General features: G+C 39.3%; 24 protein-coding genes. 16 read left to right on the top strand and 8 right to left on the bottom strand.

Annotated elements, in window-relative coordinates:
• Positions 1–87 precede the first annotated feature (87 nt).
• On the bottom strand, positions 88–840 hold the full coding sequence (locus ACLCDV_RS15255; RefSeq protein WP_411971550.1) for an MFS transporter: 753 nt from the start codon (positions 838–840) through the stop codon (positions 88–90).
• Positions 841–1,149: 309 nt separating this feature from the next.
• Here ACLCDV_RS15255 and ACLCDV_RS15260 point away from each other — a divergent pair, with 309 nt between their 5' ends.
• From ACLCDV_RS15260 to ACLCDV_RS15300, 9 genes are all read left to right on the top strand, one after another.
• On the top strand, positions 1,150–2,022 hold the full coding sequence (locus ACLCDV_RS15260; RefSeq protein WP_411971551.1) for a hypothetical protein: 873 nt from the start codon (positions 1,150–1,152) through the stop codon (positions 2,020–2,022).
• Positions 2,023–2,069: 47 nt separating this feature from the next.
• On the top strand, positions 2,070–4,448 hold the full coding sequence (locus tag ACLCDV_RS15265) for a hypothetical protein (protein ID WP_411971552.1): 2,379 nt from the start codon (positions 2,070–2,072) through the stop codon (positions 4,446–4,448).
• 599 nt (positions 4,449–5,047) lie between these two features.
• The gene (locus ACLCDV_RS15270) at positions 5,048–5,881 is read left to right on the top strand and encodes a DUF3347 domain-containing protein (protein WP_411971553.1); all 834 of its coding nucleotides are present in this window, start codon (positions 5,048–5,050) and stop codon (positions 5,879–5,881) included.
• Positions 5,882–6,057: 176 nt separating this feature from the next.
• Positions 6,058–6,990 (top strand): TIGR01777 family oxidoreductase, encoded by a 933-nt coding sequence (locus tag ACLCDV_RS15275; protein ID WP_411971554.1) that lies wholly within the window; start codon positions 6,058–6,060, stop codon positions 6,988–6,990.
• Between the two features lie 58 nt (positions 6,991–7,048).
• Entirely contained in the window at positions 7,049–7,909 is an 861-nt protein-coding gene (locus ACLCDV_RS15280; protein WP_075992861.1) for a fumarylacetoacetate hydrolase family protein, read from the top strand.
• 149 nt (positions 7,910–8,058) lie between these two features.
• Entirely contained in the window at positions 8,059–9,078 is a 1,020-nt protein-coding gene (locus tag ACLCDV_RS15285) for a methionine ABC transporter ATP-binding protein (RefSeq protein ID WP_411971555.1), read from the top strand.
• The gene (gene metI / locus ACLCDV_RS15290) at positions 9,071–9,724 is read left to right on the top strand and encodes a methionine ABC transporter permease MetI (RefSeq protein ID WP_120334095.1); all 654 of its coding nucleotides are present in this window, start codon (positions 9,071–9,073) and stop codon (positions 9,722–9,724) included. The genes ACLCDV_RS15285 and metI overlap by 8 nt, the downstream gene beginning before the upstream one ends.
• 15 nt (positions 9,725–9,739) lie before the next feature.
• Positions 9,740–10,552, top strand: a complete 813-nt coding sequence (metQ, locus tag ACLCDV_RS15295) for a methionine ABC transporter substrate-binding lipoprotein MetQ (RefSeq protein WP_317666062.1) — start codon at positions 9,740–9,742, stop codon at positions 10,550–10,552.
• Between the two features lie 16 nt (positions 10,553–10,568).
• Positions 10,569–10,949: a YchJ family protein gene (locus tag ACLCDV_RS15300; RefSeq protein WP_411971556.1), complete on the top strand. Its 381-nt coding sequence runs from the start codon at positions 10,569–10,571 to the stop codon at positions 10,947–10,949.
• Between the two features lie 303 nt (positions 10,950–11,252).
• Here ACLCDV_RS15300 and ACLCDV_RS15305 read toward each other — a convergent pair whose 3' ends face one another.
• Positions 11,253–12,689 (bottom strand): dicarboxylate/amino acid:cation symporter, encoded by a 1,437-nt coding sequence (locus ACLCDV_RS15305; RefSeq protein WP_317666059.1) that lies wholly within the window; start codon positions 12,687–12,689, stop codon positions 11,253–11,255.
• 175 nt (positions 12,690–12,864) lie between these two features.
• Complete coding sequence (locus tag ACLCDV_RS15310) at positions 12,865–13,215, bottom strand: 4Fe-4S dicluster domain-containing protein (protein ID WP_293907453.1); 351 nt, start codon at positions 13,213–13,215, stop codon at positions 12,865–12,867.
• 156 nt (positions 13,216–13,371) lie between these two features.
• Here ACLCDV_RS15310 and ACLCDV_RS15315 point away from each other — a divergent pair, with 156 nt between their 5' ends.
• The 6 genes from ACLCDV_RS15315 to ACLCDV_RS15340 all read left to right on the top strand — a co-directional run bounded on the left by ACLCDV_RS15315 (position 13,372) and on the right by ACLCDV_RS15340 (position 18,100).
• On the top strand, positions 13,372–14,385 hold the full coding sequence (locus tag ACLCDV_RS15315; RefSeq protein WP_411971557.1) for an acyl-CoA reductase: 1,014 nt from the start codon (positions 13,372–13,374) through the stop codon (positions 14,383–14,385).
• Between the two features lie 55 nt (positions 14,386–14,440).
• Positions 14,441–14,644, top strand: coding sequence for a fructose-6-phosphate aldolase (locus tag ACLCDV_RS15320; protein WP_070561119.1), 204 nt, complete (start codon positions 14,441–14,443; stop codon positions 14,642–14,644).
• Positions 14,645–14,649: 5 nt separating this feature from the next.
• Positions 14,650–15,330 (top strand): cell division ATP-binding protein FtsE, encoded by a 681-nt coding sequence (locus ACLCDV_RS15325; protein ID WP_286848986.1) that lies wholly within the window; start codon positions 14,650–14,652, stop codon positions 15,328–15,330.
• A gap of 152 nt (positions 15,331–15,482) precedes the next feature.
• Positions 15,483–16,034, top strand: coding sequence for a nucleotide exchange factor GrpE (locus tag ACLCDV_RS15330; protein ID WP_046672893.1), 552 nt, complete (start codon positions 15,483–15,485; stop codon positions 16,032–16,034).
• A gap of 10 nt (positions 16,035–16,044) precedes the next feature.
• Positions 16,045–17,199 (top strand): molecular chaperone DnaJ, encoded by a 1,155-nt coding sequence (gene dnaJ, locus ACLCDV_RS15335; RefSeq protein WP_046672894.1) that lies wholly within the window; start codon positions 16,045–16,047, stop codon positions 17,197–17,199.
• Between the two features lie 313 nt (positions 17,200–17,512).
• The gene (locus tag ACLCDV_RS15340) at positions 17,513–18,100 is read left to right on the top strand and encodes an outer membrane beta-barrel protein (RefSeq protein WP_317666049.1); all 588 of its coding nucleotides are present in this window, start codon (positions 17,513–17,515) and stop codon (positions 18,098–18,100) included.
• Between the two features lie 68 nt (positions 18,101–18,168).
• On the opposite strand, the gene ACLCDV_RS15345 is transcribed toward ACLCDV_RS15340, so the two are convergent.
• Positions 18,169–18,942 (bottom strand): NlpC/P60 family protein, encoded by a 774-nt coding sequence (locus tag ACLCDV_RS15345; protein WP_411971558.1) that lies wholly within the window; start codon positions 18,940–18,942, stop codon positions 18,169–18,171.
• 73 nt (positions 18,943–19,015) lie between these two features.
• Here ACLCDV_RS15345 and ACLCDV_RS15350 point away from each other — a divergent pair, with 73 nt between their 5' ends.
• Positions 19,016–19,489, top strand: a complete 474-nt coding sequence (locus tag ACLCDV_RS15350) for a universal stress protein (RefSeq protein ID WP_286851427.1) — start codon at positions 19,016–19,018, stop codon at positions 19,487–19,489.
• 78 nt (positions 19,490–19,567) lie between these two features.
• Here ACLCDV_RS15350 and ACLCDV_RS15355 read toward each other — a convergent pair whose 3' ends face one another.
• The 4 genes from ACLCDV_RS15355 to pyrF are packed head-to-tail and all read right to left on the bottom strand — an operon-like array spanning position 19,568 to position 24,420.
• On the bottom strand, positions 19,568–20,743 hold the full coding sequence (locus tag ACLCDV_RS15355; RefSeq protein WP_333574888.1) for an RsmB/NOP family class I SAM-dependent RNA methyltransferase: 1,176 nt from the start codon (positions 20,741–20,743) through the stop codon (positions 19,568–19,570).
• A gap of 7 nt (positions 20,744–20,750) precedes the next feature.
• Entirely contained in the window at positions 20,751–22,034 is a 1,284-nt protein-coding gene (locus ACLCDV_RS15360) for an ABC transporter substrate-binding protein (protein ID WP_411971559.1), read from the bottom strand.
• On the bottom strand, positions 21,991–23,541 hold the full coding sequence (guaA, locus tag ACLCDV_RS15365; protein ID WP_201668180.1) for a glutamine-hydrolyzing GMP synthase: 1,551 nt from the start codon (positions 23,539–23,541) through the stop codon (positions 21,991–21,993). The genes ACLCDV_RS15360 and guaA overlap by 44 nt, the downstream gene beginning before the upstream one ends.
• 42 nt (positions 23,542–23,583) lie before the next feature.
• A complete protein-coding gene (gene pyrF / locus ACLCDV_RS15370) occupies positions 23,584–24,420 on the bottom strand; it encodes an orotidine-5'-phosphate decarboxylase (RefSeq protein WP_411971560.1) in 837 nt (278 codons plus the stop codon).
• Positions 24,421–24,422 lie beyond the last annotated feature (2 nt).

Below are 24,422 nucleotides of genomic sequence, written 5' to 3' on the forward strand. Positions count from 1 at the left end.
GGAGCTTATCAGTCAACTTTGGTGGTAAAGAAAACATAAAAAACTAAACACCCAAAGGCCAAAATCAATAGTTAGCGACTGCATTTTTCAGATTAAAACAACGAAGCGTTTGCCTCCATCGATATTCATTTCCCAAGCGTTTTCAATGTTTTTAAGTGGAATATTTACCGTTTCGATTTTTAATTTTCCGTCAGCAGCAAGCTGAAACATTTCGGGAAGTATTTCGGCAATCAATAACTTTATTTCTTCCGGTCTCCAGGTACCTAAACCCGTGCCTGAAAGCTGAATATCTGTACTGCGTAAAATGGAAGATGACAACGTAATTGAATCGCTCATCATTCCGCCAACAGTAACGTAACGCGTATGGTGCGAAAATCCACCATTGCCTTTTAACGCCGATAAGATCACGACCCCGCCCAGTTCAATAGCCATACCTTGCCAAGCTATCATTTTCATGCGGTCGTCACCAATGAATAGTAGTGCAATTAAGCCCGTTCCAGCTGCCTGTATTGACGCCGTAGCAACACCTAAAAGAATACGATCTATCACAACCAAATAAGGGTTGTTAAGATGCCCCCCCAGCAGCCCAAGTAAAGCATAAGGTATCAAACCCCATCTAAGCATCAGATATGCTCCCTTTCGGTCAATCAATTTCCCAACGAAGGGTGCAAAAATTACTACGCCGAGCGAAGGCAACGTAATCAACAAACCTGGATTTTCTTCAAATCCTAAATGGACTGAAATTTCTTTTAATGACGGCGCTATAACAGTTCCAACCATAATTGTTAAACTGCTGCTCAGTAGCAAAGTGAAAATTCCAAATTTTGATATCTGATTCATACTATTGTTTTATTGACTTTACAAATTTCAATATTAAACAATGAAGCAAATGGTGCGATTATCGCATTGTCTTGTACTTTTAGGAAATCAGTCCATATAAAATCAATACCGAATAGATTATTGAAACTCATTCTCTGCTCGAATCTAAATTCCAATGCTTATAAGATGTTTAGCTGAAAGACGTTGTTGGAAAAGAAAATATGCTATGCCTCCTTTCTTAGTCTGGAACACTATACAAAAAAATACCTGAAAGCAGTGATAAAGCCTATGAACCAATTCTTCTATTTTTGCAGGAAAGGAGAGTGAAAAATGAGAAAACTAATGGGGTGCTATTTAATCATCTTGGTCATCGGACCATTTTGCTCAAAGGCACAGGAAAATTTAAAATTTGACGATAATTTCAACCTATGGAACATACAAAAGGGTCAATCGGCAACTGTTTTTGCCACAAAAGCTTATGTGCGTGCTCAACCTAGTCTTAAGGCAGCAATCTTAGATTCTTTATCGGCAGGAAATGTTGTTACGATCACCAGTGCGCCATTCAAAGGAAATACACTGAAAAATTTTTATGCTCCTTGGTATGAGATAAGTTATTCCGACGGTAACAGTAAAAAAAATGGTTTTATTTGGCTCGGACTATTAGCGCTCGGAAAACAAACCGCTTCGGACGGCTCGCAATATATTTACGGTATTGAACGTTTTACAACCGGCAACAATGAACAGGAAGAGGGTCATCTCTCAACAGTTGTTAAGCTTCTCGATGCAAACGGAAATTTCATGGCAGAACATACCTTCCCCTTCACCTATTCGGAACAATCGTTCTCACAAAGTAAATTGCTACCAGCGATGGGCCTTCAAAATGTCAGACAAATCATCCGCATCGAATTCCTGGGTGAAGCCTGTGGTATACCTTCTGAGTACAACTATGTGGCATGGACAGGACAACGACTTGTCGATCTTCCTAGCCGGTATTCGGTGAGTGATGCTGGTGTGTTCTATTACGATGAAAAGATTCTTTTCCCTTCCGAACACGGAAAAAATAATCAGATTATCTATAAATACATTGAAGAGGGAGAAGCTACTGACGACAATGCAGAAAATCCCAATTTCAAAATCACAAAAAAAAGTGAAGAATTTCTATGGAACGGTACTAGTTTTGAAAAGCTTCCAACGGCTAAATAGTATTTTCCATAGATTTTAACATACTGGATACATATAAAAATTAATAAATGGAAGAAAAGAATATATATGATTTGTTCTACAGCGGACAACTAGACTTATTTATCATTGAAGGAGAAAACCAACTGCGACAAAACGATCAAGATGTGACGCTTTGGACACACCTCGCGATCGCCTATCATGATCAGGCATTCTATGATGGCCACGAAGCTATTTTCGATGTTATTCAGGAAAAAATGATCCCCTATTTTCAAAAAGCATTGGCCATCGAACCTGATAATGAAACCACCCTATATCATATACTGAATTATGTTTTGGACAATCAAGCGACATTAGCACAAATTGGTCGACCAAAATTCCATATTACTGAGGGCAATAAAGATGTATTCATCGAATACGCAAAAAAACTAATCGCTTCCCCAAATATGTCCGGATATGGGCACAACTATTTAACCAATATCTACGAAGGGCTCCAGGACGATACAGCGATGCTTCCAGTTTTGGAGGCGAGCATTGATTTCGTTAAAGAAACATTCAGGGATGAACGGGAAACCTTGGATCATAATTTTTCCATCTTTTGGATAAAAAAAATATACCTGCTTGACCGTACCAAACAGATCAATGCGTCTAATATTTTAGCTTTAATGGAAGCAGATTTTAAGCATTTCATCAGCAGCAATGAAATGAATTATGTAGATCTCGCTGAAATTGCTTACGAAAATAATGCAATCGACCTAGCACTGCAAATTTTACTTAAGCTTATCAAAGGGGAAAACTCAGCCGTACATATCCATCAGGAGTTGGTCAAATGGCATACTCGATTTGACGAATTGATTGCGGAGGGGTATGAACACCCTGAGGTCTTTTACTATCAGCTTATCATTGAGCGCAATTACTCAGAAGAAATCGGAATCCCGCTTGACTATTATTATCTCCATGCACTCAAATTGGTCGATGCCTATCCTGATTCTTATGTCGGTTACCATTTTGCGGCAGCCTATCTCTATGATGAGGGGCAGTATGCCGCGGCTATTCCGCACCTAACAATGGTAGGTGAGCGAAAATGGAATGCAACATCTTGGCGACGCCTAGTTGAATGCACCTTTAATGCCAATGGAACAGTTTACGATCAGGTTCCTACTTTCCATGACCTTCCCCGTGAATGTTATAATGAAGCTGTCGCGCTATCTGATTTTATTCACTCCCAGGACAACTTAACCACAGTTGATCAATCTGCACTACAATTGCTCATCCTCGAACTTTATCGTCAAGCCTACGACGCTTTCAAGGAGTATTTTGAACAAAATAAGTACGAAAGTGATTACTTTGGCGGCTCCCACAACCGGGCCATGAATTGTAATAATCTAGCCTTAGCGTATAAAGAAGCCGGCGAACTAGAAAACTCCTATGCTATCGCCACCGAAGGGTTAAGCTATTCCGACTTCGAAGAACTTCATTTCACCCGAGCCGATACCTTGTCAGCATTGGAAGATTACGTACGTCTGGAGGAGGTGCTTCAACAGTACTTTGACACCTATCAGATCTCGCTGGAAGCCACCCTGGAGCAGCAGGAATTTACCTCCGAAGAAGATGAAGAAGCTGAAGATATGGAGTCTGTTGCATTTCCTCCTTGTTACCGCATGCTTATGCATCAAATCAATGTTGAATACCAACTAGGTCGATCAGCGAATATTCAATCCCGGGCCCAACAGCTCCTCGAGTTTATTTACAAATTCTATATTGATCATCCCAATTTAGATGATTATCATTATCGTGACTTTGAAGCGTCAAAAAATGGGATAGAACATATTATCTATCAGATAATCGAGCCGGATAATTTTGAGCAACGTGTCTCCTATTACGAAAATATGGCACAACGGTACCCACATGAAGCACAGCCTCAATATGTGTTGATGCAGCTATATAATGAAAAGAGCAATTACAAGTCCATGAACCTCGCTGCGCGGAAATACCTTAAAAATAAACGGGAATTTATCATCGATAATTTCGATAAAGCAAAGACGCTCTATCTCATTGTTAAAAGCCATTACTATCTTACGGAATCTAGCGCGGGTATTGAAACATTCCAAACGTATGACAGTTGGGTACAGTCAGTCATGGAGCCTAATGATTATGTCCTTTGGTTAAAATTTGGAATTGAACTTTTCGCCGAAAACGGAGCTATAAATGAAGTAAATAAATACGTCCATGTTTTCAACGGTATTTATCAGCAATGCGATTGGGGCTATGACGATGATGTCGAATCGGTTAAATTAGCAGAGGCATATGCAAACTATAAAACAGGGAATCTGAAAAAAGCACACAATTTGCTTGATGAAGTGCTCGCCTATTCGGATCATTCTCCTTTAGCTGATGAATATAAACGTACCTGGAAAAAGCCCGGCTTTTTTTCTGGTTTTAAGTTTTAAGTATTTCATTTGCTTTCCGAAAAAAGAATTCCAAACGCCGCTCCATGTTATCTGGTCCCCCCAAACTCAAATAACATGGAGCGTATAAAAAAGTCCATAATGCCAAAAAAAGTTAAAAATGGAAGCAAATTCTACCCAAAACAACTATATTTGAGCTGATATGGCACTTAAGCGACTTATACTACTATTTTTAACCTTCGGTTTCCTTTTAAGTGCACCCGACGCTTTCGCCTGCCATAAAATGAATGCACACAGTAGACACACACAAGGTAATGCTACTACTGAAAAAAAGGATCCGTGTTGTTCAAAATTTAAATCTTCCAAAAAAAAGGCTTTCTGTAAACGTCATAAACCATGTAAAAATTGCAATTGTCAATGCACGTATAGTGGTACATTTTTGGCAATTTCCAATCCCCTTGAACAAGGTCATGAACTTTGCGGTATAACAATCAAAAAAAATTATAAACCCATAGCGCCAACATTTATTTCTGAGGGATATTTTTGTCCTTGGGTCCCGCCAAAAATAAGTTAATCCATACATTGATCATTTATCGATCATTTTTGATTACTTATTTTTATTTATTCTTTCATCCAATCATATGAAAATCAAACATTATATTATAACAGGGGCTTTAATACTATCCTCTTTGACAAACTATGCACAAAACAACACCGTGAACACCAATGTTAAAATTGCTGGAAACTGCGGTATGTGTAAAAAAACAATAGAAAATGCAGGAGCCTCCGCTCAGGCTAAAGTTGAATGGAACGAAGACAACCAAACAGCAACAATAGCCTATGACGCAAAGAAAACTTCCTTAGATGCTGTATTGAAAAATATCGCCGGAGCGGGCTATGACAATGAAAAATACCTTGCCGCGGAAGATACTTATGCTAAACTACATGCTTGCTGCCAATACGAAAGAAATTTAGCTCCTCCAGCATCAGATAGCCCACAAGACGCAAGCATGGAGCCGGTAGCTTCAGTAGATAACATCAGCAACGCAAGCAATTTTCAAAAGATCTATGACCAATACTTTCTGCTTAAAGATGCACTTGTAGCTGCGGATAGTAAACAAGCTGCAGGCCTAGCAAACGATCTTGCCGATGCAATTGCTAAAATACAAACTACTGATCTAACGAAAGCGGAACAGGAGGTCTGGAAAACCAAAACAACGTCACTCAAAGCGACAGTGAAGAGCCTACAACAGGCAAAGGATATCAGTAAACAACGAGAAGCCTTCGCCCTATTGTCAGAAGATATCTATAGTTTGTCCAAAAACTCAAAACCATCTTCTTCTGTTTATTATCAAAAGTGTCCGATGTTCAACAAAGGCAAAGGCGCGACTTGGTTAAGCCGTCATAAAGAAATCAAAAATCCATACTACGGCGCACAGATGCTAACATGTGGCAGCACAATTCAAACGCTTTAACAAATAACGTCGTTTAATCGACTCTTAAAAGGTTTATCTCCCCATGAGATAAACCTTTTTTTGTAATTCCTGCCGCCATGGTCGATTTTTATAAACCAAAATAGTATATTTAGTATCAACAGAAATTGGTTCGCTTAAATGATTACATGCGTACATTATAAAACAAGGTTCAATTCATGGAAAAAGTAATTATTACAGGTGGTGCAGGAGCTATAGGTCTTCATTTAACAAAGCTATTGGTTGCCAATTTCTATGAAGTTATTATTTTTACCAGAAATCCGAAGTCCCATCCCGTACAAAACAATGTCCGATATGTACATTGGGATCCCAGTAAACAGGAGATAGATGCCAAATCAATTCAGGAGGCTGATTATATCATCAACCTCGCAGGTGCAAACCTCAATGCCAAACGCTGGACAAAATCGTATCAACAAGAAATTATTGCCAGCAGGGTAGAAAGTGGAAAACTGCTCTATCAAAGTCTAAAACAACTACCAAATCGAGTAAAAGCAGTCATATCGGCCTCCGCTACAGGTTGGTATGGAGCAGACGATCCGTACCAAAAAAAACCTTTTGAAGAAGGAGATCCACAAGGCGGAAATTTTCTGTCCTGGGTATGTAACCTCTGGGAAGGAAGCGTGAAACCTATAGAAACATTGGGAAAAAGACTCATTGTCTTCCGTTTTGGAGTGGTTATCAGTAAGGATCAAGGAATGCTAAAAGAAATCGGCCGCTTCCTTCCCTTTCGCTCCATTCCGGTATTAGGCTCCGGTAAACAGATGCTCAGTTGGATCCATATGGATGATCTCTGTCGGATGCTGCTCTTTGGCATACAAAATGATACCATAGCCGGGGTTTATAATGCCTGTTCATCCGAACCACTTCCCATCGCGGAGTTTGCAAAAAGAATAGCCAAACGTAAATACGGTCCATTCTATATTCCCCTACCCGTCCCGTCATTTTTGATTAAATTTATGCTTGGAAAAAAAGGGCAGGAAATGGTGCTCAATGGCACTTGGGTAAGCAACAAAAAGATTGTACATGAGAAATTTCCTTTTAAATATCCCCTTTTGGATAATAATTGTATAGATAATTTACATATTGATTAATTGTTAATTCGCGTTAATTTCTGCCCTTTTTGGGACAAAATCTGTATATTTGCGGCTTATGAAGATTTTTAGATATGGCGCAAAGGGCTCCGAAAAAGCGGGAGTCATTTTAAACGAAAAGAAATATGATGTTTCAGAGGGAAATTTTCAATACAACCGCGATTTCTTTGCGGATATTGCAAATTTAGAAAGACTTCAAACATATATAAATGAAAAAGGCGATACGCTTAAAGAGATAGCCGACGACGAGCGTATCGGTACACCATTGGAAGCTCCTTCCAAAATACTTTGTGTAGGGCTTAATTTCGATGATCACGTCAAAGAAACCAAATTGCAACAAGCTTCAGAGCCTATCGTCTTTATGAAATCTGTATCTGCATTCAATGGCCCTTTTGATGGAATTACCCTTCCGAAGTTCTCTGTAAAATCTGATTGGGAAACCGAATTTGCCATTGTAATTGGAAAAAAAGCTTCTTATGTTACTGAAGAAGAAGCCTTGGACCATGTGTTCGGCTACGTGCTACACAATGACGTTACAGAGCGTGAATTTCAGATCGAGCGTGGCGGAACTTGGGATAAAGGTAAAGGATGTGACACTTTCGCTCCTATTGGCCCATTTATAGCAACCAAAGATGAATTCACAGATATTGATAATTTAAAAATATGGCTTAAACTCAATGGTGAGCTTATGCAAGATGGCAATACAAGTGATTTTATCTATCGTGTGCCCAAATTGATTTCTTATTTAAGCCATTTTATGAGCTTACTGCCAGGCGACATCATTTCCACAGGATCACCTGCAGGTTCTGGCATGGGCAAATCCCCACAAAGATTCCTGAAAGATGGCGATATCATCGAATATGGCATCGATGGACTCGGATCTGCAAAACAAGTGATTTCGGCTTATCAAGCGTTGTAAAAAACATATATCTGGGTTCTTTCATTCTTTTTCCGTCTGAAAGAACCCATTTTCTTTCACTTGATTTTATTTTATCCCTGGCATTTGTGTACATTTATATCAACATCATCCATTTGTCCAACTAAAATTGCTAAATCCCTACAGGGTCAATGATTCAACTAAACAACATATCCAAATCTTTTGAGGTAAAAGCGACACGTATTGATGCCTTAAAAGACATCTCACTGTCTATTGAAAAAGGTGAAATTTTTGGTGTAATAGGCGCTTCCGGAGCCGGCAAAAGTACTTTGATCCGTTGCATCAACCTTTTGGAAAGACCAGACAGTGGTCAAGTAATTATAGAAAATGACGACTTGATGTCGCTATCTTCCACTGGTCTTATGTTGAAAAGAAGAAAAATTGGTATGATTTTTCAGCACTTCAACTTACTATCATCAAGAACAGTGTATGGAAATATATCCTTTCCGCTCGAGCTTGAAGGCAAATCGAAAGAATTTATCAGCCAAAAAGTGTTGGAACTATTGCGTTTGGTCGGGTTGGAAGACAAAGCCGACGTGTACCCTGCAAATCTCTCCGGAGGCCAAAAACAACGTGTTGCCATCGCGCGTGCATTAGCCAATGATCCTTACATTCTACTTTGCGATGAGGCTACAAGTGCCTTAGATCCTGCAACCACAAAATCCATCCTTAAACTGCTAAAAAAAATCAATAAACAGCTTGACCTTACGATATTGTTGATTACTCACGAGATGGATGTTATAAAAAGTATTTGCGATCAGGTTGCCGTATTAGACCACGGAGAATTGATTGAAACTGGTCCGGTAGAATCAATATTCGCCAACCCTCGGGAAACAACAACTAAAAACTTTATTCAGTCTTCACTTGAAGTTGAAATTCCACTAAGTTTTCAGGAACGCTTGAAAAGCACTGGAAACCCACTCGTCGAGATCTATCTCACTTCAAATGAAGAATCAATCCCATTTATTCAACATTTGGAACAACAATATCAAGTCAAAACAAATATCATTACCGCACAAATAGATTATATTGGCGAAATGAAATTTGGTGTTATATTGGCCGAACTATCGGGTGAAAAAGAAAATGTAACGCGTAGTGTATCTTTCTTGAAAGAAAAGCATTCACAAACTAAACTATTAGGCTATGTCTGATCAGGTATTTAATCTTCTGCTATCGGGTACATTAGAAACCCTAACCATGACTTTCTTATCCGGCTTCTTTGGTTTTATCCTAGGTCTACCACTCGGGATATACCTGTTCTTGACCCGAAAACATCAACTGCTCGAAAACAAAGCCATGCACCAACTTGTTTCATTGCTGGTGAATGTGTTTAGGTCTATCCCCTTTATCATACTTATTGTATGGATGATTCCGTTTACACGCAACGTGGTCGGAACATCAATCGGTATGGCCGCAGCATTGGTTCCCCTGAGTATAGGCGCTGCCCCATTTATAGCAAGACTTGTGGAAAATAGTCTTCTGGAAATTCCAAATGGCCTGATTGAAGCCTCACGAGCAATGGGTGCAAATGCACAACAGGTAATTTTCAAAGTTTTGCTTCCGGAAGCTCTCCCCTCATTAGTAAACAATGCGACAATTACCTTGATAACACTTGTTGGTTACTCTGCAATGGGCGGTGCTGTAGGTGCCGGTGGACTGGGACAGATTGGCTATCAGTATGGTTATGTCGGATATGATACTTTTATCATGAATTCTGTACTAATTTTATTAATTTTAATCGTATTCCTGCTACAGTATACAGGAGATTATATCTCAAAAAAAGTAAACCATCGTTAACATAAATTATATCATATGAAAAAATTGAACTATGCATTTGCAATCTTAGCCTTCAGTCTCGTATCGATTGTGGCATGCAATAACAGGGAAAAGAAAGAGAATATCCTCAAAGTCGGTGTTGTGTCCGGCCCAGAAAAGGAGCTTGCGGAGACGGCTAAGAAAGTTGCAAAAGAAAAGTTCAATCTTGATGTTGAGTTAGTGGCTTTCAACGACTATGTCGTACCTAACGAAGCCTTAAATCAGGGTGATATTGATGTAAATGTATTTCAACATCAGCCCTATCTCCAAGAGCAATCCAAACAACGCGGTTTCACGAAATTAACCATTGTTGGAAATACGTTTGTATTTCCCATTGTTGCCTATTCAAAGAAAATAAAAACAATTACAGAGTTACAACCCGGAGCCGTTATTGCCATTCCTAATGACCCTACCAATGGTGGACGCTCTCTTTTACTTCTCCAACGCGAGGGAATTATCGGTCTAAAAGAAAATGTTGGCATCCAACCTAAAGTAACAGATATCGTAAGCAATCCTAAACAGATTAAAATCATAGAGATGGAGGCTCCACAGTTACCTCGTGTTCTTGATGATCCACAAGTAACAATTGCCATCATCAACAATAGTTTCGCTTCTCAAGCTGGATTGGATCCCGAAAAACAAGGTTTATTCACAGAAGATAAAGAATCACCTTATGTCAATCTGATTGTCGCCCGCTCAGACAACAAAAACGATGAGAAGGTGCAACAATTCATTCAAGCCTATCAATCTCCGGAAGTAGAAGCAACCGCAAAAAAAGTCTTCAAAAATGGCGCTATTAAGGGCTGGTAAAATTTAGAACATAGAAGTGATAGAATCAGGTCAATTATGCCCTTGTGGCTCTGGCAATATCTATGGGGAATGCTGCCAGCAAATTCATCTTTTCCATGCCAAAGCAATCACCGCAGAAGCATTGATGCGCGCACGCTATAGCGCCTTTGTTCTTCAACAGATCGATTTCCTATACGATACGTTTCATCCCTCAACACGACGGTTCCAAAATAAAAAGGCAATCGGACAATGGGCGCGGGAGAATAAATGGATGCAACTCTCTATCCTTAAATCTACTCTCCACACTGTTGAGTTTGAAGCCCATTACCTGGATCCACAGATGGAAGTTCAAATTCACCATGAAAAGTCTACCTTCAAAAAACAAGATGATTTATGGTACTACGTGGACGGACGTTGATATAACATATTTCGCTTGCAAGCTATTGTAGAAGATCCCAGGTCCCCAACAACAGCTTGCAAGCACTTTTTTTCAAGACCATCACCTCCCATCCTCTCATAAGACTTAAACAAGGCATCTGGTCCTCCATCATTTCCCGCCATGGATTTGCTTTTCAGTTCTATTGGTGTTTACTGTACTAAATATGATAAATAGGCATAGCAAAATCATCAACATGAGCTAAAGACAATAAAAAAGCAGTCTTAACGAGATGTCAAGACTGCTTTTCTTCAACGAATATTCGTCAGTTATTTCTTATTTCTATTAGATTGCCTCTTCAGTATCTTCGCGGTAAGGAGCTTCTTCATCAAACTCGCCCTCCCATTTAGCGACAACAACCGTTGCAAGACAGTTTCCGATCACATTGACTGAAGTACGTGCCATATCCATCAATTCATCAATACCTAAAATTGCGGCAATAACAAATGTCGGCAAGCCGAACTGATCCGCAGTAGCAATCAAAATAATTAATGAGGCTCTCGGAACAGCTGCAACCCCCTTAGACGTAATCATCAAAGTAAAAGCTATCATCAACTGGTGTCCAAAAGACAAATGTATTCCTGCAGCTTGCGCCACAAAAATTGCCGCCAAGGATAGATAAAGGGACGTGCCATCCAAATTAAAGCTATATCCTGTCGGAATTACAAACGAAACAATCTTACGAGGTACACCAAATTTCTCCATCGCGCTCATTGCTTTCGGCAATGCCGCATCTGAGCTTGTAGTGGCAAATGCAATCGAAACAGGTTCCTTAATCGCATTAATAAAACGTTTCACAGGTATTTTTAGATAAAGTGCTACCGGAAGAAGAACCAGACATAAAAAGCACACTAAAGCAAAATACAGCGTCGCCAAAAGCATGAAAAGATTCTTTAGGATATCGACACCGAGATGCCCCACCGTGTAGGCCATAGCAGCGCCGACCCCAATCGGGGCAAAGTACATAATGATGTTCGTAAACTTAAACATCGTCTCAGACATACTCTCGGTGAAATCTACCAAAGGTTTACGCTTTTTCTCATCCACCATAGCCAATCCAATTCCGAATAAAACTGAAAATACAACAATTTGTAAAACCTGGTTATCAGCTACTGATTTGACAATATTTTCAGGAAACAGGTCACGTATAAAAGAAGTGAACTTATATACAGGATGCACATGGTCCGGAAGTGTTTTGAGGATATGTTCATCCATGCTTTCTTTTGGCACAGGGAGCTCTTCATGTGGCATATGTGCAACATCAACTCCCACACCTGCTCGAGTCAGGTTGATAGCTCCTAAACCGATAAAAATAGCACAAGTCGTTGCGCAGAAGAAATAAAGCATAGATTTCCATGCCATACGTCCCACCTGTTTCAAATCAGAATGTCCTGCAATTCCATACACAAGTGTAGCAAAGAGAATAGGGCCGACAATCGTCTTGACCAACTTGATAAAACCTTTACTTAAGGGTTGTAAGGAAATCGCCAGATTTGGAAAATCCAACCCAACAAATATCCCCATAATCATACAGGTCAGAATCCAGGTGGTCAAATTTTTCTTAAAGAGCGCATTTACAACCAAAACGGTAGCAACTATCCAACGGACAGCCATTAGAAATTCATGCGAAAAGCCTACAACATCAAATTCGTATAATACAGCAATGATACAAGCTAATGTAACTGTGATCAGGGTAATCAACCCTATTTTGGTTTTTAACATTTAAAAGATTTTAATGGTCAAAAGAACAAAAATAAAAAAATACTACGCTTTTGCAAATATTATTATTCCAAACAGCCAAGTTTCACAACAAAATATCGATTTCGTCAAAATAGAACGAAACAAAAAAGGCAGGAAAATTTCTTATCCTGCCTTATATTTTAACGGAATACTAATTTTATTCCGCGTGTAACCAAGCTTTTTTCGCTAATAGCTCATCGTTTGACTCGCGTACATCTTCGTCATCCACACAACAATCTACAGGGCATACCGCCGCACATTGAGGTTCATCGTGGAAACCTACACATTCTGTACATTTATCTGAAACAATATAATAGACCTCATTAGAGATTGCTTCCTGAGATTCGTTGGCATCTAGTGTAACACCATCGCCAAAATCAATAATCCCATCCAAAGCCGTCCCATCTGAGAATTTCCAAGTTACACCAGCATCGTATATTGCATTATTTGGGCATTCCGGTTCGCAAGCACCACAGTTAATGCATTCGTCTGTAATTTTAATCGCCATTTATAACCTCACAATTATGATAAATAAACTATTTTTGCATTATCAACATGAAACAACGTCTGATTGAACAATAAGGCTAGTTGATTCACGTTGATTAATGTTAACAGCACAAATATAATACAAATTTGTGTATTCATCTTTTAAAATTTTAATATTTTGACAAAGCAACAACGAATAAATGCATTTGTAAAATTAGGCGAGCAGCTGCAAAAGCGACCTGAAGATTTGATTCAAATCATTCAATTCGCCCAGCATAAAAATCCCTGGTACACCCCACAAAATGTTGAACGCGCACTTCAAGCTATTGCTGCCAATTTGACAATAGAAAAGCTGAATCAATGGTTGGCACCTTATCCAGATCTAAATTCAACGAAAACTGTCGGATTAATTCTTGCGGGTAATATCCCTTTGGTAGGGTTTCATGATATCCTATCTGTACTGATCAGCGGCTTTAGAGCCAAAATCAAAGTTTCATCGGACGATGCAGGTCTGACAAACTATGTGCTCCACCTGCTTACACAAATTGACCCATATTTTGATGATGCCTGTGAAATTGTCGATAAACTAAAGGATTTCGATTTGGTTATTGCAACGGGCTCCAACAATAGCGCCCGTTATTTTGATTACTATTTTGGCACCAAACCACATATTATTCGTCGCAATAGAAATAGTATTGCTGTAATCGGTGGCCAAGAATCTTCTAACCAGCTGGAATCGCTGGGACACGACATCTTTGATTATTTTGGTTTGGGCTGTCGCTCTGTATCAAAGCTATTTATTCCAAAAGATTACGCAATAACACATTTCTTCGAGGGTATTGCCGCATTTAACACCATCACCGAGCATTTTAAATACAATAACAATTACGACTACAACAAATCCATCTATCTGATCAATGGCGACAAGCATTTTGACAATGGATTTTTATTGCTCAAAGAAGATGAGCGAACCGCCTCTCCCCTTGCAGTGGTGTATTACGAAACATACGAAACGCTGGCTGAAGTTGAAAATAAACTCAAACTAGCCCAAGAAAATATCCAATGTATTGTGTCAGAAACAGCATTAAATGTGTCCTCGCCGGTATTTCATTTTGGAGAAAGCCAGTGCCCTTCATTAGATGATTATGCTGATGGAGTGAATACGTTGGACTTTTTATTTGCAAACCAATAAGCTTCCTTTAAATTCATAGTAAATAAATTGCATTAAAAATACTAACTTTGAAATCATGTATATCATTAAAGTAAAAGGTGTCGCCAAAATCCCTGATTATGTTCAATTAAGAGATGATGCCTTCACCTTGCTGGCATATTTTAGAGTCGACCGCCCAGATAAATCACTTGATAAGATTGGATTAGGAGAAAAGGCAGAATATATCATGCAACTGGTTAAAGAAATGCCTTTTGGGCAAATTAAAAAATTAGAATTTTAGCTTCCATGATTGAAAATAAAGTAATTACATTAAAAAACGTTGATATCTTCCAACAAAAACATCTGGTCTTGTCCAATGTCAATTTAAACATTGGTAAAGGAGAGTTTATTTACCTGATCGGCCAGTCCGGCAGTGGAAAAAGTAGTTTACTAAAAATCATTTACGGCGATTTATACATCGGTAATGGTGAAGGAATGATTGCAGGCTTTGACCTTAAAAAGTTGCACGAAAATGATGTCCCCTATTTGCGTAGAAAATTGGGTATTGTGTTCCAGGATTTTCATCTTTTATCCGATAGAAGCATCGAGAAAAATCTCGAATTTGCACTGAAAGCAACAGGTTGGAAAGATAAGAAAATGATCGACAACCGTATATTGGATGTACTGGAGAAAGTTGGGCTTCGTTCGAAACTTAAGAAAATGCCCCATGAACTTTCTGGTGGTGAACAACAGCGCATTGTAATTGCCCGCGCATTATTAAATAACCCCGAAATTATTCTGGCAGATGAGCCTACCGGTAACTTGGATCCTGCTACGTCAGAAGAAATCGTCTTATTATTACGTGACATTGCCAATTCCGGAACAGCTATTTTAATGGCAACACACGATTATACCATTATCCGTAATATGCCGTCACGCATCATCAAGACCGCCGATGGGGTATTACAGGACAATGTCAGTATCTAGACGGAAAACTGACATATAAAAAATGAGATTCCGACAAATTGTTAGGCTTTTTTAATAAAATCTGACAAGCTGTCGGAATTTTATTGTTTGGCAAAAACTTTGACAAACGAAGCATAGAGTAAATTTTTGAATCTAATTTTAGCATTGAAGATATGAATGAGCAAGATAATTATTACGATGAAGGTCAAGACCCAGTAGAAACAAATTCTTCTGAACAACAAGAACAGCCTGCTGATAATATAGCAGAAGAACTGTCTACTGAAGAGAAATTGGCTGCAGAATTGGCAGAGGCAAAGGATAAATACATTCGTCTTTCTGCTGAATTTGACAATTATAGAAAACGCACAAGCAAAGAACGTGTTGAATTGATTCAATCAGCTGGAAAAGATGTCATTAGCAAGCTATTACCTACACTAGATGATTTTGACAGAGCATTAACTGCCATGGAAACAGCAACAGATGTTGAATCTGTTAAAACAGGAATGGATATTGTTAACAACAAATTCAGACAAACGTTGTCGCAATTGGGGTTAAAGGAAATGGAAGCTACAGGCCAAGCCTTCGATCCTGAATTACAAGAAGCTATCACAGCAATTCCTGCACCTACAGCAGAATTAAAGAATAAAGTCGTAGACGTGATCGAAAAGGGGTACTACTTGGGTGACAAAGTGATCCGTCACGCAAAGGTAGTTATAGGTCAATAATATTAAGACGATGTCAAAAAGAGATTATTACGATATACTTGGTGTCTCGCGATCAGCGGACGAGAAGGAGATTAAATCAGCATATCGCAAATTGGCGATAAAATACCATCCGGATAAAAATCCTGGTGATCATGAAGCTGAAGAACAGTTTAAGGAAGCTGCTGAGGCATACGATATCTTGAGCAATCCACAAAAACGTCAACGTTATGACCAATTTGGCCATGCCGGTAATTCGGCAAGTGGTGGCTTTGGCGGTGGCGGCGGCATGAATATGGAAGACATATTCAGCCAATTTGGTGATATCTTTGGAGGAGGACATCCATTTGAAAGTTTCTTTGGCGGCGGTGGTGGCCAGCGTGGCGGCCGTCGGGTAGCTCGTGGAAGCAACTTACGCATAAAAGTTAAATTAACACTCGAAGAAATTGCCAAAGGCGTCGAGAAAAAGGTAAAGGTTAACAAACAAGTGGTCTGTCATTCTTGTGACGGATCTGGTGCTAAAGATAAATCTTCTTTCCATACTTGTAAAACCTGTGGGGGATCTGGATCAGTTAGAAGAGTAACAAATACCATCTTAGGACAAATGCAAACAACAAGCACTTGCCCTACTTGTAATGGCGAAGGTGTTGAAATTACGGCAAAATGTACAACTTGTAGAGGTGAAGGACTCGAACGCGGTGAGGAAACAATCGCAATCAATATTCCTGCAGGAGTAAGTGAAGGCATGCAACTTTCCATGAGTGGCAAAGGAAACGCTGCTCCGCGTGGTGGTGTTCCAGGAGATTTAATTATCCTGATCGAAGAAGTACCACACGAAAGTTTAAAACGTGACGGACTAAATGTAATCTATGATCTATACATTAATTTCGTAGATGCGACCTTAGGCACCAGCGTTGAAGTCCCTACAATAGATGGAAAAGCGAAGATCAAAATTGAGCCCGGTACACAAGGCGGTAAAATTTTACGGTTAAAAGGAAAAGGTATTCCTGAAGTCAACTCTTATCACAAAGGGGACCAACTTGTATACGTTAATATCTGGACACCAAAAGCCGTATCTAACGAAGAAAAAGAATTATTGAACAAACTGAAAGAATCGCCAAACTTTAAACCTCAACCAGGTAAAAGTGAAAAATCATTCTTCGAGCGAATCAAAGAATATTTCGATTAAAACCGGTCTTTCAAATACAAAAAAAAAGCCATTTGTCCGCTGCTGACAAATGGCTTTTTTTTGTCTTCTTACTTGAAATTGACAATTAAAAACAAAAAGTCAGACCAATATCATTATTGTTAAATAGAAACGATAAAAATAAAAATACATTAAATTTTAATCAATTGAACCACTATTATTTACAATAATGACAAAACATCTAGACAATCTAGTGACAAAAAATTAAAATAAGATTTCGATATTTGACTAACAAATTTAAAAAGTCAGGAAGTAATTACTGACACATTAAAACAAACTATTAAATAAAAAAGACATGAAAAAAGTTTTACTAACATTAACTGCCATTGCAGGTTTAACAATAGCAGCACAAGCTCAAACTGAACAAGGAAAAATTATGGTTGGTGGTCAAGTTGGCTTCCAGACTTCAAAAGTTAAAGACACAGACTTCAAAGACAACTCATTCTCTATCAATCCAACAGTTGGTTACTTTGTAAGCGACAACTTGGCAATTGGTACTGGAATTGGTTACAACTGGAGCAAAGATGAGAGTGTTATGGACTTAAGCACAAAAAGAGATGCCTTCCAAGTTTCTCCATTTGTAAGAAAATATTCTGCTAATGGTCCATTAAGATTTTTTGCACAACTATCTGTGCCAATGTCTTGGGGAAAAACTACCGTTGAAACAAATAACGTAAAAGCGGAATCAAAATTTGAGAACTATGGTGTTGAATTAGCTCCGGGTTTAGCATACTTCCCAACAAGCAAAGTTGGTATCGAGTTAAAAGTTAGAGGTTTATACTACAACTACAACAATAATAAAACAGCAGATAGATCAACAAACACATTTGGTTTAGACGCAAATTCATTAGCGCCAACTTTAGGTGTTCAGTTCCACTTCTAGTCAATAAGGCGTGTGACAATAGAAAAGGCTATAATTACTTATAGCCTTTTTTTATATATCCACCTTTATCAATTATACCGTTTAACAATCCGTAGTTTGTGTGTATAACGATTCTGTTCAGCATTAAAAATACCTTCCGTATCCATCCGATCAACACGGACTTTCGCTGAGGCATGAATAATCGTATCGCGATCCAGCATAATCCCTACATGGGTAATCCTTCCTTCGGCATTGTCAAAAAAAGCCAAATCCCCTACTTTTATTTCTGAAATAAAATCTACAGTCTGCCCCATCTCTGCCTGCTGATAAGCATCACGAGGCAAGGAAAGATCAAAACAGCTATAAATCAATTGGGAGAAACCGGAACAATCGATTCCCCATTGTGAACGCCCCCCCCATAGATAAGGAGTGTCCTTATAACTCAAAGCCAATCGCGACACTTCAGTTTCAAATTGATTTCTGGTAAACGGATTGATACTACCTTGATAGGTTAATCCCAATGGAGATAAACTGACAGTATTCTGTGCATTTAGGTAGAGCTTGGTTCCATGACAGAGCTGAAATTGTGCGGTATCCGTAACAAGGACCCCTCCCTCCCTTCCAACGATAATTGGTGTTCCGGTCAGATAATGTTGCATATCTAAGTCGTTTAGTTCCTGAAACTGCCCGTTTTGAATCCAGCCTAAATAGTCCGTTTCCAACAGACGTATTGATGTCCAATCGGCCTGTTCATCAAGGATCTCAAAAAGTTCCCCGAACAATACCTGAGAAACCATCTCACTACGGTGTGCCTGTTCTAAACGTAGCGGAACGAGCGCTAGTGTACAAATACCATATTTCATGTGCTAAACAAAACAAAATCGTCAAAAATGTGATTATATATTATATGACGAAGATAAATTAATTATAGTAGAAATGGAGAATACAAATTCAAAATTCAAAAGGATACTCGTCGCGGTTGACGACGAACCATGCTCAGAAAAGGCGATACTATATGCCAAAGAAATGGCCGCAGTATTTGAAGCTTCCATAGCACTTGTCACGGTTGTTCCCCCTACTTCTCCAGCTAGTTTTGGTGCAGATCCGCTATTAGGTCAGCAACCTATCATCGTTCCAGAAGTATCGGAAATGGAACAGGATAATGCACAAAAGTATCTTGAGAAAATAAGTCGCGAATTTACCGGCGCAGGAGAAGTATATCTTTTTAATCGAATCGGATCCATTAAAGAAGAAATTCTAGCCGCGTCCCATGAGTGGTCTGCAGATCTTATTATTATGGGCACCAATGGACGGACGGGCTTTGACCATTTCATTTCCGGCTCTGTCTCCGAGTCAGTCATTCGTAAATCTACCTGCCCTGTGCTCGTTGTTCCAAGTAAATGTGACTGATATTAAACGGTCCATATGTATAAAAAAAGGCTATTTTTTCAATGAAAAAATAGCCTTTTTGCTTTTAATATATATAAATTATTTTTTAATCAATCGCGCCACAAACATACTATCCGCTTTCTCTTCATAACCTTTCAAATAGTCCATACGTTCTATTTCAAAACCAAAATTATCTACAATGTAATTGACAACATCTTCGTTTTCTGCTTTAAAAATAGAGCAGGTTATATAAATTAAAGGCTTGCCCGCTTTAACATGCCCCACCACATTACTTGCAATATTCTTTTGTAGTGCATTGAATTCGGCAATCTTAGCGGCCCGAAATTGCCTAACCATCTCTGGTGTACGCCCCCAGGTTCCCGATCCAGTACAAGGCGCATCCAATAACACCCCATCAAATCGTTCGCTCCCAAGAATTGAAAAGGTATCCTTCGTAAGATCGAGTATTTTTTTTCGGTAATGTTTTATTCCAGCACGGTCAAAACGTTCATCGAGATTTCGGAGAATACTCATGCGAACATCAGAAACCAAAAGATTAACAGTTGGGCAAGCATCCATCAACAAGAGCGATTTGCCACCCGAAGCCGCACATGCATCCCACCAGGATTCTCTTTCAGCGGGTTCCATATAATCCAAAGTGCGCTGCGAAGACATATCCTGCACTTCTATAATTCCATCCAATGCATCAAATCGCTGCAAGGATGTTCCATTATTCAAGGCGATAGTCTGATCGCCAATCATAGAATACGGAATCTGATTGTTATCCAAAATAGCGCACACGACCTTTGTCTTCCCACGTTTCACCCGAACATATAAGTTGGGCTGGATCAATTGGCTCTCTAAAAATTGCACCAAGTCGACCTCCTTAGAAATATAATCCACGAAAGGAAAGAGGTCATTCCGATTAAAAACACCTTCAGACGTCAGGAATGCAATTTTGTCTTTCAGCGGCAGATGAAGTTTATCGCTATAGGAAGGCTCAAAAAGGGCCACCAAAGGACTTTCCTGTTCACATAGAAATTCCGCAAGCACCAACCTGCGCTGTTGGGACAACTGCGAAGCCGCCATTCCCAGACGAAAATAATTATAACATAAACGGGAGGTAGACTTCCGGTCCGAAGATCCCATTTGCTTGTTCAACTTAAAAAAAGTAGTCAGATAACGCGAAAATGGTTGATCAGCTTCAAAACCATCCATTGCCCGCTCAAAATTACGTATTTGCTGATGAACACGTCTTTCACTGAATTCAGCCATTCAAAGATTATTTTCTTTCAAATTTTTTGTTGTGATAAACCATTATACCCAAAGCTCTATTAGCATAGCCCCATTTTGGATAAAACTCAAATTTGTAATCGCTATTCAATCCCGAAAACTTATCTTGCGTCATTCGGCTAACATAATCCACGCCATATTTATGAATCAATCGACCGAAATACAATGCCGCATCATAACCTTTATATGAAAACTCAGACGGGTCCACTTTATAAGCCGATTTATAATTTCCAATAAATTTGCGGGTATCACTATCACTCTCATTCACTAAGTTGGAAGAAGTAATAGTAAGTCCATAGAAATCCATATTTTCGAAATTCTCAAAAGAAAGCTTAGCCATATTTGGATGTCCATACAACTTAAACTGGTTACCTGGATTCAAAAAGCGTTCGTCCATAGCATCCAAAAGCCCCTTTACCAAATTCTTATTGGCCGTACCAGAAATGACATGATTAGTTCCCGTCAACACAAGGCTATTGTTGAACTCGTTGACGCTCATAACAGTTTTTACTTTTGCCTGTGCATTAGCCTTTGAAATTTCGCTAACAAAATTGACTAGAAACTGTTTACTTTCATCGTCACCGGCATCGTATACCAGAATCTGATCACCCGTATAGTACTGATCAGCAACATATTTTGCCAATGTTTCCGAGTGTGTACGAATAGATGGTGTGATGGAAACCAAATTAGGTAAGCTAAACTCAGAAGCCATAGTCGCCGCCAACGGCGAAACTTGTAACACATTCTTATTTGCAAATGTTTGCCCAAAGCTTTTTATCTCACGCGGATATACCGGACCGACCACAAGTACAGCATCTTTGACATTCGCCGAAGTCCCTAAAGTCGCATTGTAAGCAACATTGTCTCGAGAATCAATTACTTGTAGATCAAATAAAGCACCCTCTTTGGCAATTTTGTCAAGGCCCAACTGAAATCCCTGATAAAAATCAAGTGCCAAGGAAGAACGCTCCACATCTTCTTTTGTAATCGTCCCCGCAATACCACTTAACTCGAATGGTAATAACAAGGCGATGCGATTATTTTTCACAGCATGGCCGTTGACATCCTGGATATCCCCCACTTTGGCAATGGTCTTATTGTTGTCAACTGCTGGTTTAGTCACAGCAGTTTGCTGTTCGCCTTGACCAGAGGAAGGCGAACGCAATACCGTGCTTTTTTTGGTTGTGCAGCTTGCAAGACATAATGCTACAAGTGCCGCAACCCATATTTTATTCCCACTCAATTGTAGCGGGCGGTTTTGAACTGATATCATATACAACTCTGTTTATTCCTTTCACATGGTTGATAATTTCATTTGAAATTTTTGCCAACAGGTCATATGGTAAATGTATCCAATCCGCAGTCATTCCATCAAGAGAACCAACTGCACGTAAGCTAACAACATGCTCGTAAGTACGCTCGTCACCCATTACGCCTACAGAACGCACTGGCAAGAAAATTGTACCAGCTTGCCATACTTTATCGTACCAGCCAGCTTCCTTCAGATTATTGATAAAGATCGCATCAGCTTCTTGTACAATACGTACACGCTCAGGTGTAATATCACCTAAAATACGAATTGCCAAACCTGGTCCAGGGAAGGGATGTCTGCCTAAAATTGCCTGATCCACTTCTAAAGCTTTTCCTACTCTTCTTACTTCATCTTTAAACAACGTTTTAAGTGGCTCTACGACTTTCAATTTCATGAAATCAGGTAAGCCACCAACGTTATGGTGCGATTTGATTGTTGCTGAAGGTCCTTTCACTGAAACCGACTCGATAATATCTGGGTAAATTGTTCCTTGTCCCAACCATTTCGCTTCAATTCCTTCAGGTAATTCCTTTTGGATTTCTTTTGCAGCTTCATCAAAAACATCAATAAATGAATTACCAATGATTTTGCGTTTCTCTTCTGGTTCAGAAACCCCAGCTAATCTACCATAAAATAAATCCTTGGCATTTATTCCTTTAATATTTAGCCCCATATTTTTGTAAGAATCCAATACTTGCTCGTACTCATCTTTACGGAGCAGACCATGATCCACGAAAATACAATGTAAATTTTTTCCGATTGCTTGGTGCAACAATACTGCTGCTACTGTTGAATCTACTCCGCCTGACAAAGCCATGATAACGTGATCGTCACCCAATTGCGCTTTCAAAGAAGATACTGTTGTTTCAACAAATGCGTCTGGTGTCCAATCCTGTGCACAACCACAAATGTTTACAACGAAGTTTTTCAATAAGATAGCCCCATCAGTACTATGTGTTACTTCCGGGTGGAATTGTATACCATAGGTACGGGTGCCTTTTACTTGATAAGCAGCAACGCGAACTTTATCCGTACTTGCTATAATATCAAAATTTGCAGGAACTTCTTTGATCGTGTCTCCATGTGACATCCATACCTGCGATTGAGTTGGTACTCCTGCCAATAATTCATTCTCACTATTGACAAACTGCAGATTTGCACGACCATATTCGCGGATTTCAGAAGGTAACACTTCACCACCTGATTTTTGAGCGATGTATTGTGCTCCGTAACAAACTCCTAAAAGTGGGAAACGATCCTGAATAGCGACAAAATCAATTTGCGGTGCATCTTCTTGTCTAACAGAATATGGACTTCCTGAAAAGATAACACCTTTTACGGAGTCATCAAAATCTGGCAATTTATTGAACGGGTGTATCTCACAATACACATTTAGTTCTCTGACACGTCTAGCGATCAACTGTGTGTATTGAGACCCGAAGTCTAGAATTATAATTTTTTCTGGCATGCTGCAAAGGTAAGTATTACGAATGAATTATTAAATGTCAAATCAGGAAATAATGCCTGCTTTTAACAGTTCTACTTCCATTTCTTTCTGTAGAATTAGGGCTTCCTCCCGTGCTCTTTCAGCGAAATCACGTCCTTTTGAAGCATAGATAATTCCCCTTGTGCTATTAACTAAAAGTCCGCAATCTTTGTTCATACCAAATTTACAGACATCTTCAAGGGAACCTCCTTGCGCCCCCACTCCTGGAACCAATAAAAAATGATCGGGTGCATGTTCCCTAATTTTGATAAATCCCTCTCCGCGTGTTGCTCCGACCACATACATCAAATTGTCAGGTGTACCCCAGGTATTGACTTTATCGATCACCTGTTCGAACAATTGCAGCCCTTCTTTGTTTTCAAAATTTTGAAAGTCCAAGCTACCCTCATTCGATGTCAAAGCAAGTACGATTGCCCATTTATCGTTAAAATCCAAAAATGGAGTCACCGAGTCCTTTCCCATATAAGGTGCGATTGTAATACTATCAAAGCCTAGACCAGACGTCTTTTCATCAAAAAATGCCATTGCATAACGTCCCGACGTATTGCCAATATCCCCCCTTTTTGCGTCAGCAATACTAAAACAATCCTTTGGTAACGCAGCCCAGGTTTTTTGAAGCGATTGCCAGCCTTTAATTCCATAACATTCATAAAATGCAATATTGGGCTTATAAGCAACACATAAATCAGCTGTTGCATCTATAATAGCCTTATTGAAGCTAAAGATCGGATCCTCATCACCTAAAAGATGCTCCGGGATTTTGGTGAGGTCTGTGTCTAATCCGACACATAAAAATGAGCGTTTCGCTTTTATTTGATGAATAAGTTCTGCTCTTGTCATGC

Source organism: Sphingobacterium sp. Lzh-3, assembly GCF_046764375.1.
Lineage (GTDB): Bacteria > Bacteroidota > Bacteroidia > Sphingobacteriales > Sphingobacteriaceae > Sphingobacterium.

What these genes read in the sequence shown, in the direction of transcription:
- ACLCDV_RS15350 (WP_286851427.1), top strand. Translation starts at nt 19,016, where the DNA reads ATGGAGAATACAAATTCAAAATTCAAAAGGATACTCGTCGCGGTTGAC.
- ACLCDV_RS15340 (WP_317666049.1), top strand. Translation starts at nt 17,513, where the DNA reads ATGAAAAAAGTTTTACTAACATTAACTGCCATTGCAGGTTTAACAATA.
- metI (WP_120334095.1), top strand. Translation starts at nt 9,071, where the DNA reads ATGTCTGATCAGGTATTTAATCTTCTGCTATCGGGTACATTAGAAACC.
- ACLCDV_RS15305 (WP_317666059.1), bottom strand. Translation starts at nt 12,689, where the DNA reads ATGTTAAAAACCAAAATAGGGTTGATTACCCTGATCACAGTTACATTA.
- dnaJ (WP_046672894.1), top strand. Translation starts at nt 16,045, where the DNA reads ATGTCAAAAAGAGATTATTACGATATACTTGGTGTCTCGCGATCAGCG.
- ACLCDV_RS15280 (WP_075992861.1), top strand. Translation starts at nt 7,049, where the DNA reads ATGAAGATTTTTAGATATGGCGCAAAGGGCTCCGAAAAAGCGGGAGTC.
- guaA (WP_201668180.1), bottom strand. Translation starts at nt 23,541, where the DNA reads ATGCCAGAAAAAATTATAATTCTAGACTTCGGGTCTCAATACACACAG.
- ACLCDV_RS15320 (WP_070561119.1), top strand. Translation starts at nt 14,441, where the DNA reads ATGTATATCATTAAAGTAAAAGGTGTCGCCAAAATCCCTGATTATGTT.
- ACLCDV_RS15265 (WP_411971552.1), top strand. Translation starts at nt 2,070, where the DNA reads ATGGAAGAAAAGAATATATATGATTTGTTCTACAGCGGACAACTAGAC.
- ACLCDV_RS15355 (WP_333574888.1), bottom strand. Translation starts at nt 20,743, where the DNA reads ATGGCTGAATTCAGTGAAAGACGTGTTCATCAGCAAATACGTAATTTT.
- pyrF (WP_411971560.1), bottom strand. Translation starts at nt 24,420, where the DNA reads ATGACAAGAGCAGAACTTATTCATCAAATAAAAGCGAAACGCTCATTT.
- metQ (WP_317666062.1), top strand. Translation starts at nt 9,740, where the DNA reads ATGAAAAAATTGAACTATGCATTTGCAATCTTAGCCTTCAGTCTCGTA.
- ACLCDV_RS15260 (WP_411971551.1), top strand. Translation starts at nt 1,150, where the DNA reads ATGAGAAAACTAATGGGGTGCTATTTAATCATCTTGGTCATCGGACCA.
- ACLCDV_RS15275 (WP_411971554.1), top strand. Translation starts at nt 6,058, where the DNA reads ATGGAAAAAGTAATTATTACAGGTGGTGCAGGAGCTATAGGTCTTCAT.
- ACLCDV_RS15360 (WP_411971559.1), bottom strand. Translation starts at nt 22,034, where the DNA reads ATGATATCAGTTCAAAACCGCCCGCTACAATTGAGTGGGAATAAAATA.
- ACLCDV_RS15325 (WP_286848986.1), top strand. Translation starts at nt 14,650, where the DNA reads ATGATTGAAAATAAAGTAATTACATTAAAAAACGTTGATATCTTCCAA.
- ACLCDV_RS15270 (WP_411971553.1), top strand. Translation starts at nt 5,048, where the DNA reads ATGAAAATCAAACATTATATTATAACAGGGGCTTTAATACTATCCTCT.
- ACLCDV_RS15310 (WP_293907453.1), bottom strand. Translation starts at nt 13,215, where the DNA reads ATGGCGATTAAAATTACAGACGAATGCATTAACTGTGGTGCTTGCGAA.
- ACLCDV_RS15255 (WP_411971550.1), bottom strand. Translation starts at nt 840, where the DNA reads ATGAATCAGATATCAAAATTTGGAATTTTCACTTTGCTACTGAGCAGC.
- ACLCDV_RS15345 (WP_411971558.1), bottom strand. Translation starts at nt 18,942, where the DNA reads ATGAAATATGGTATTTGTACACTAGCGCTCGTTCCGCTACGTTTAGAA.
- ACLCDV_RS15330 (WP_046672893.1), top strand. Translation starts at nt 15,483, where the DNA reads ATGAATGAGCAAGATAATTATTACGATGAAGGTCAAGACCCAGTAGAA.
- ACLCDV_RS15285 (WP_411971555.1), top strand. Translation starts at nt 8,059, where the DNA reads ATGATTCAACTAAACAACATATCCAAATCTTTTGAGGTAAAAGCGACA.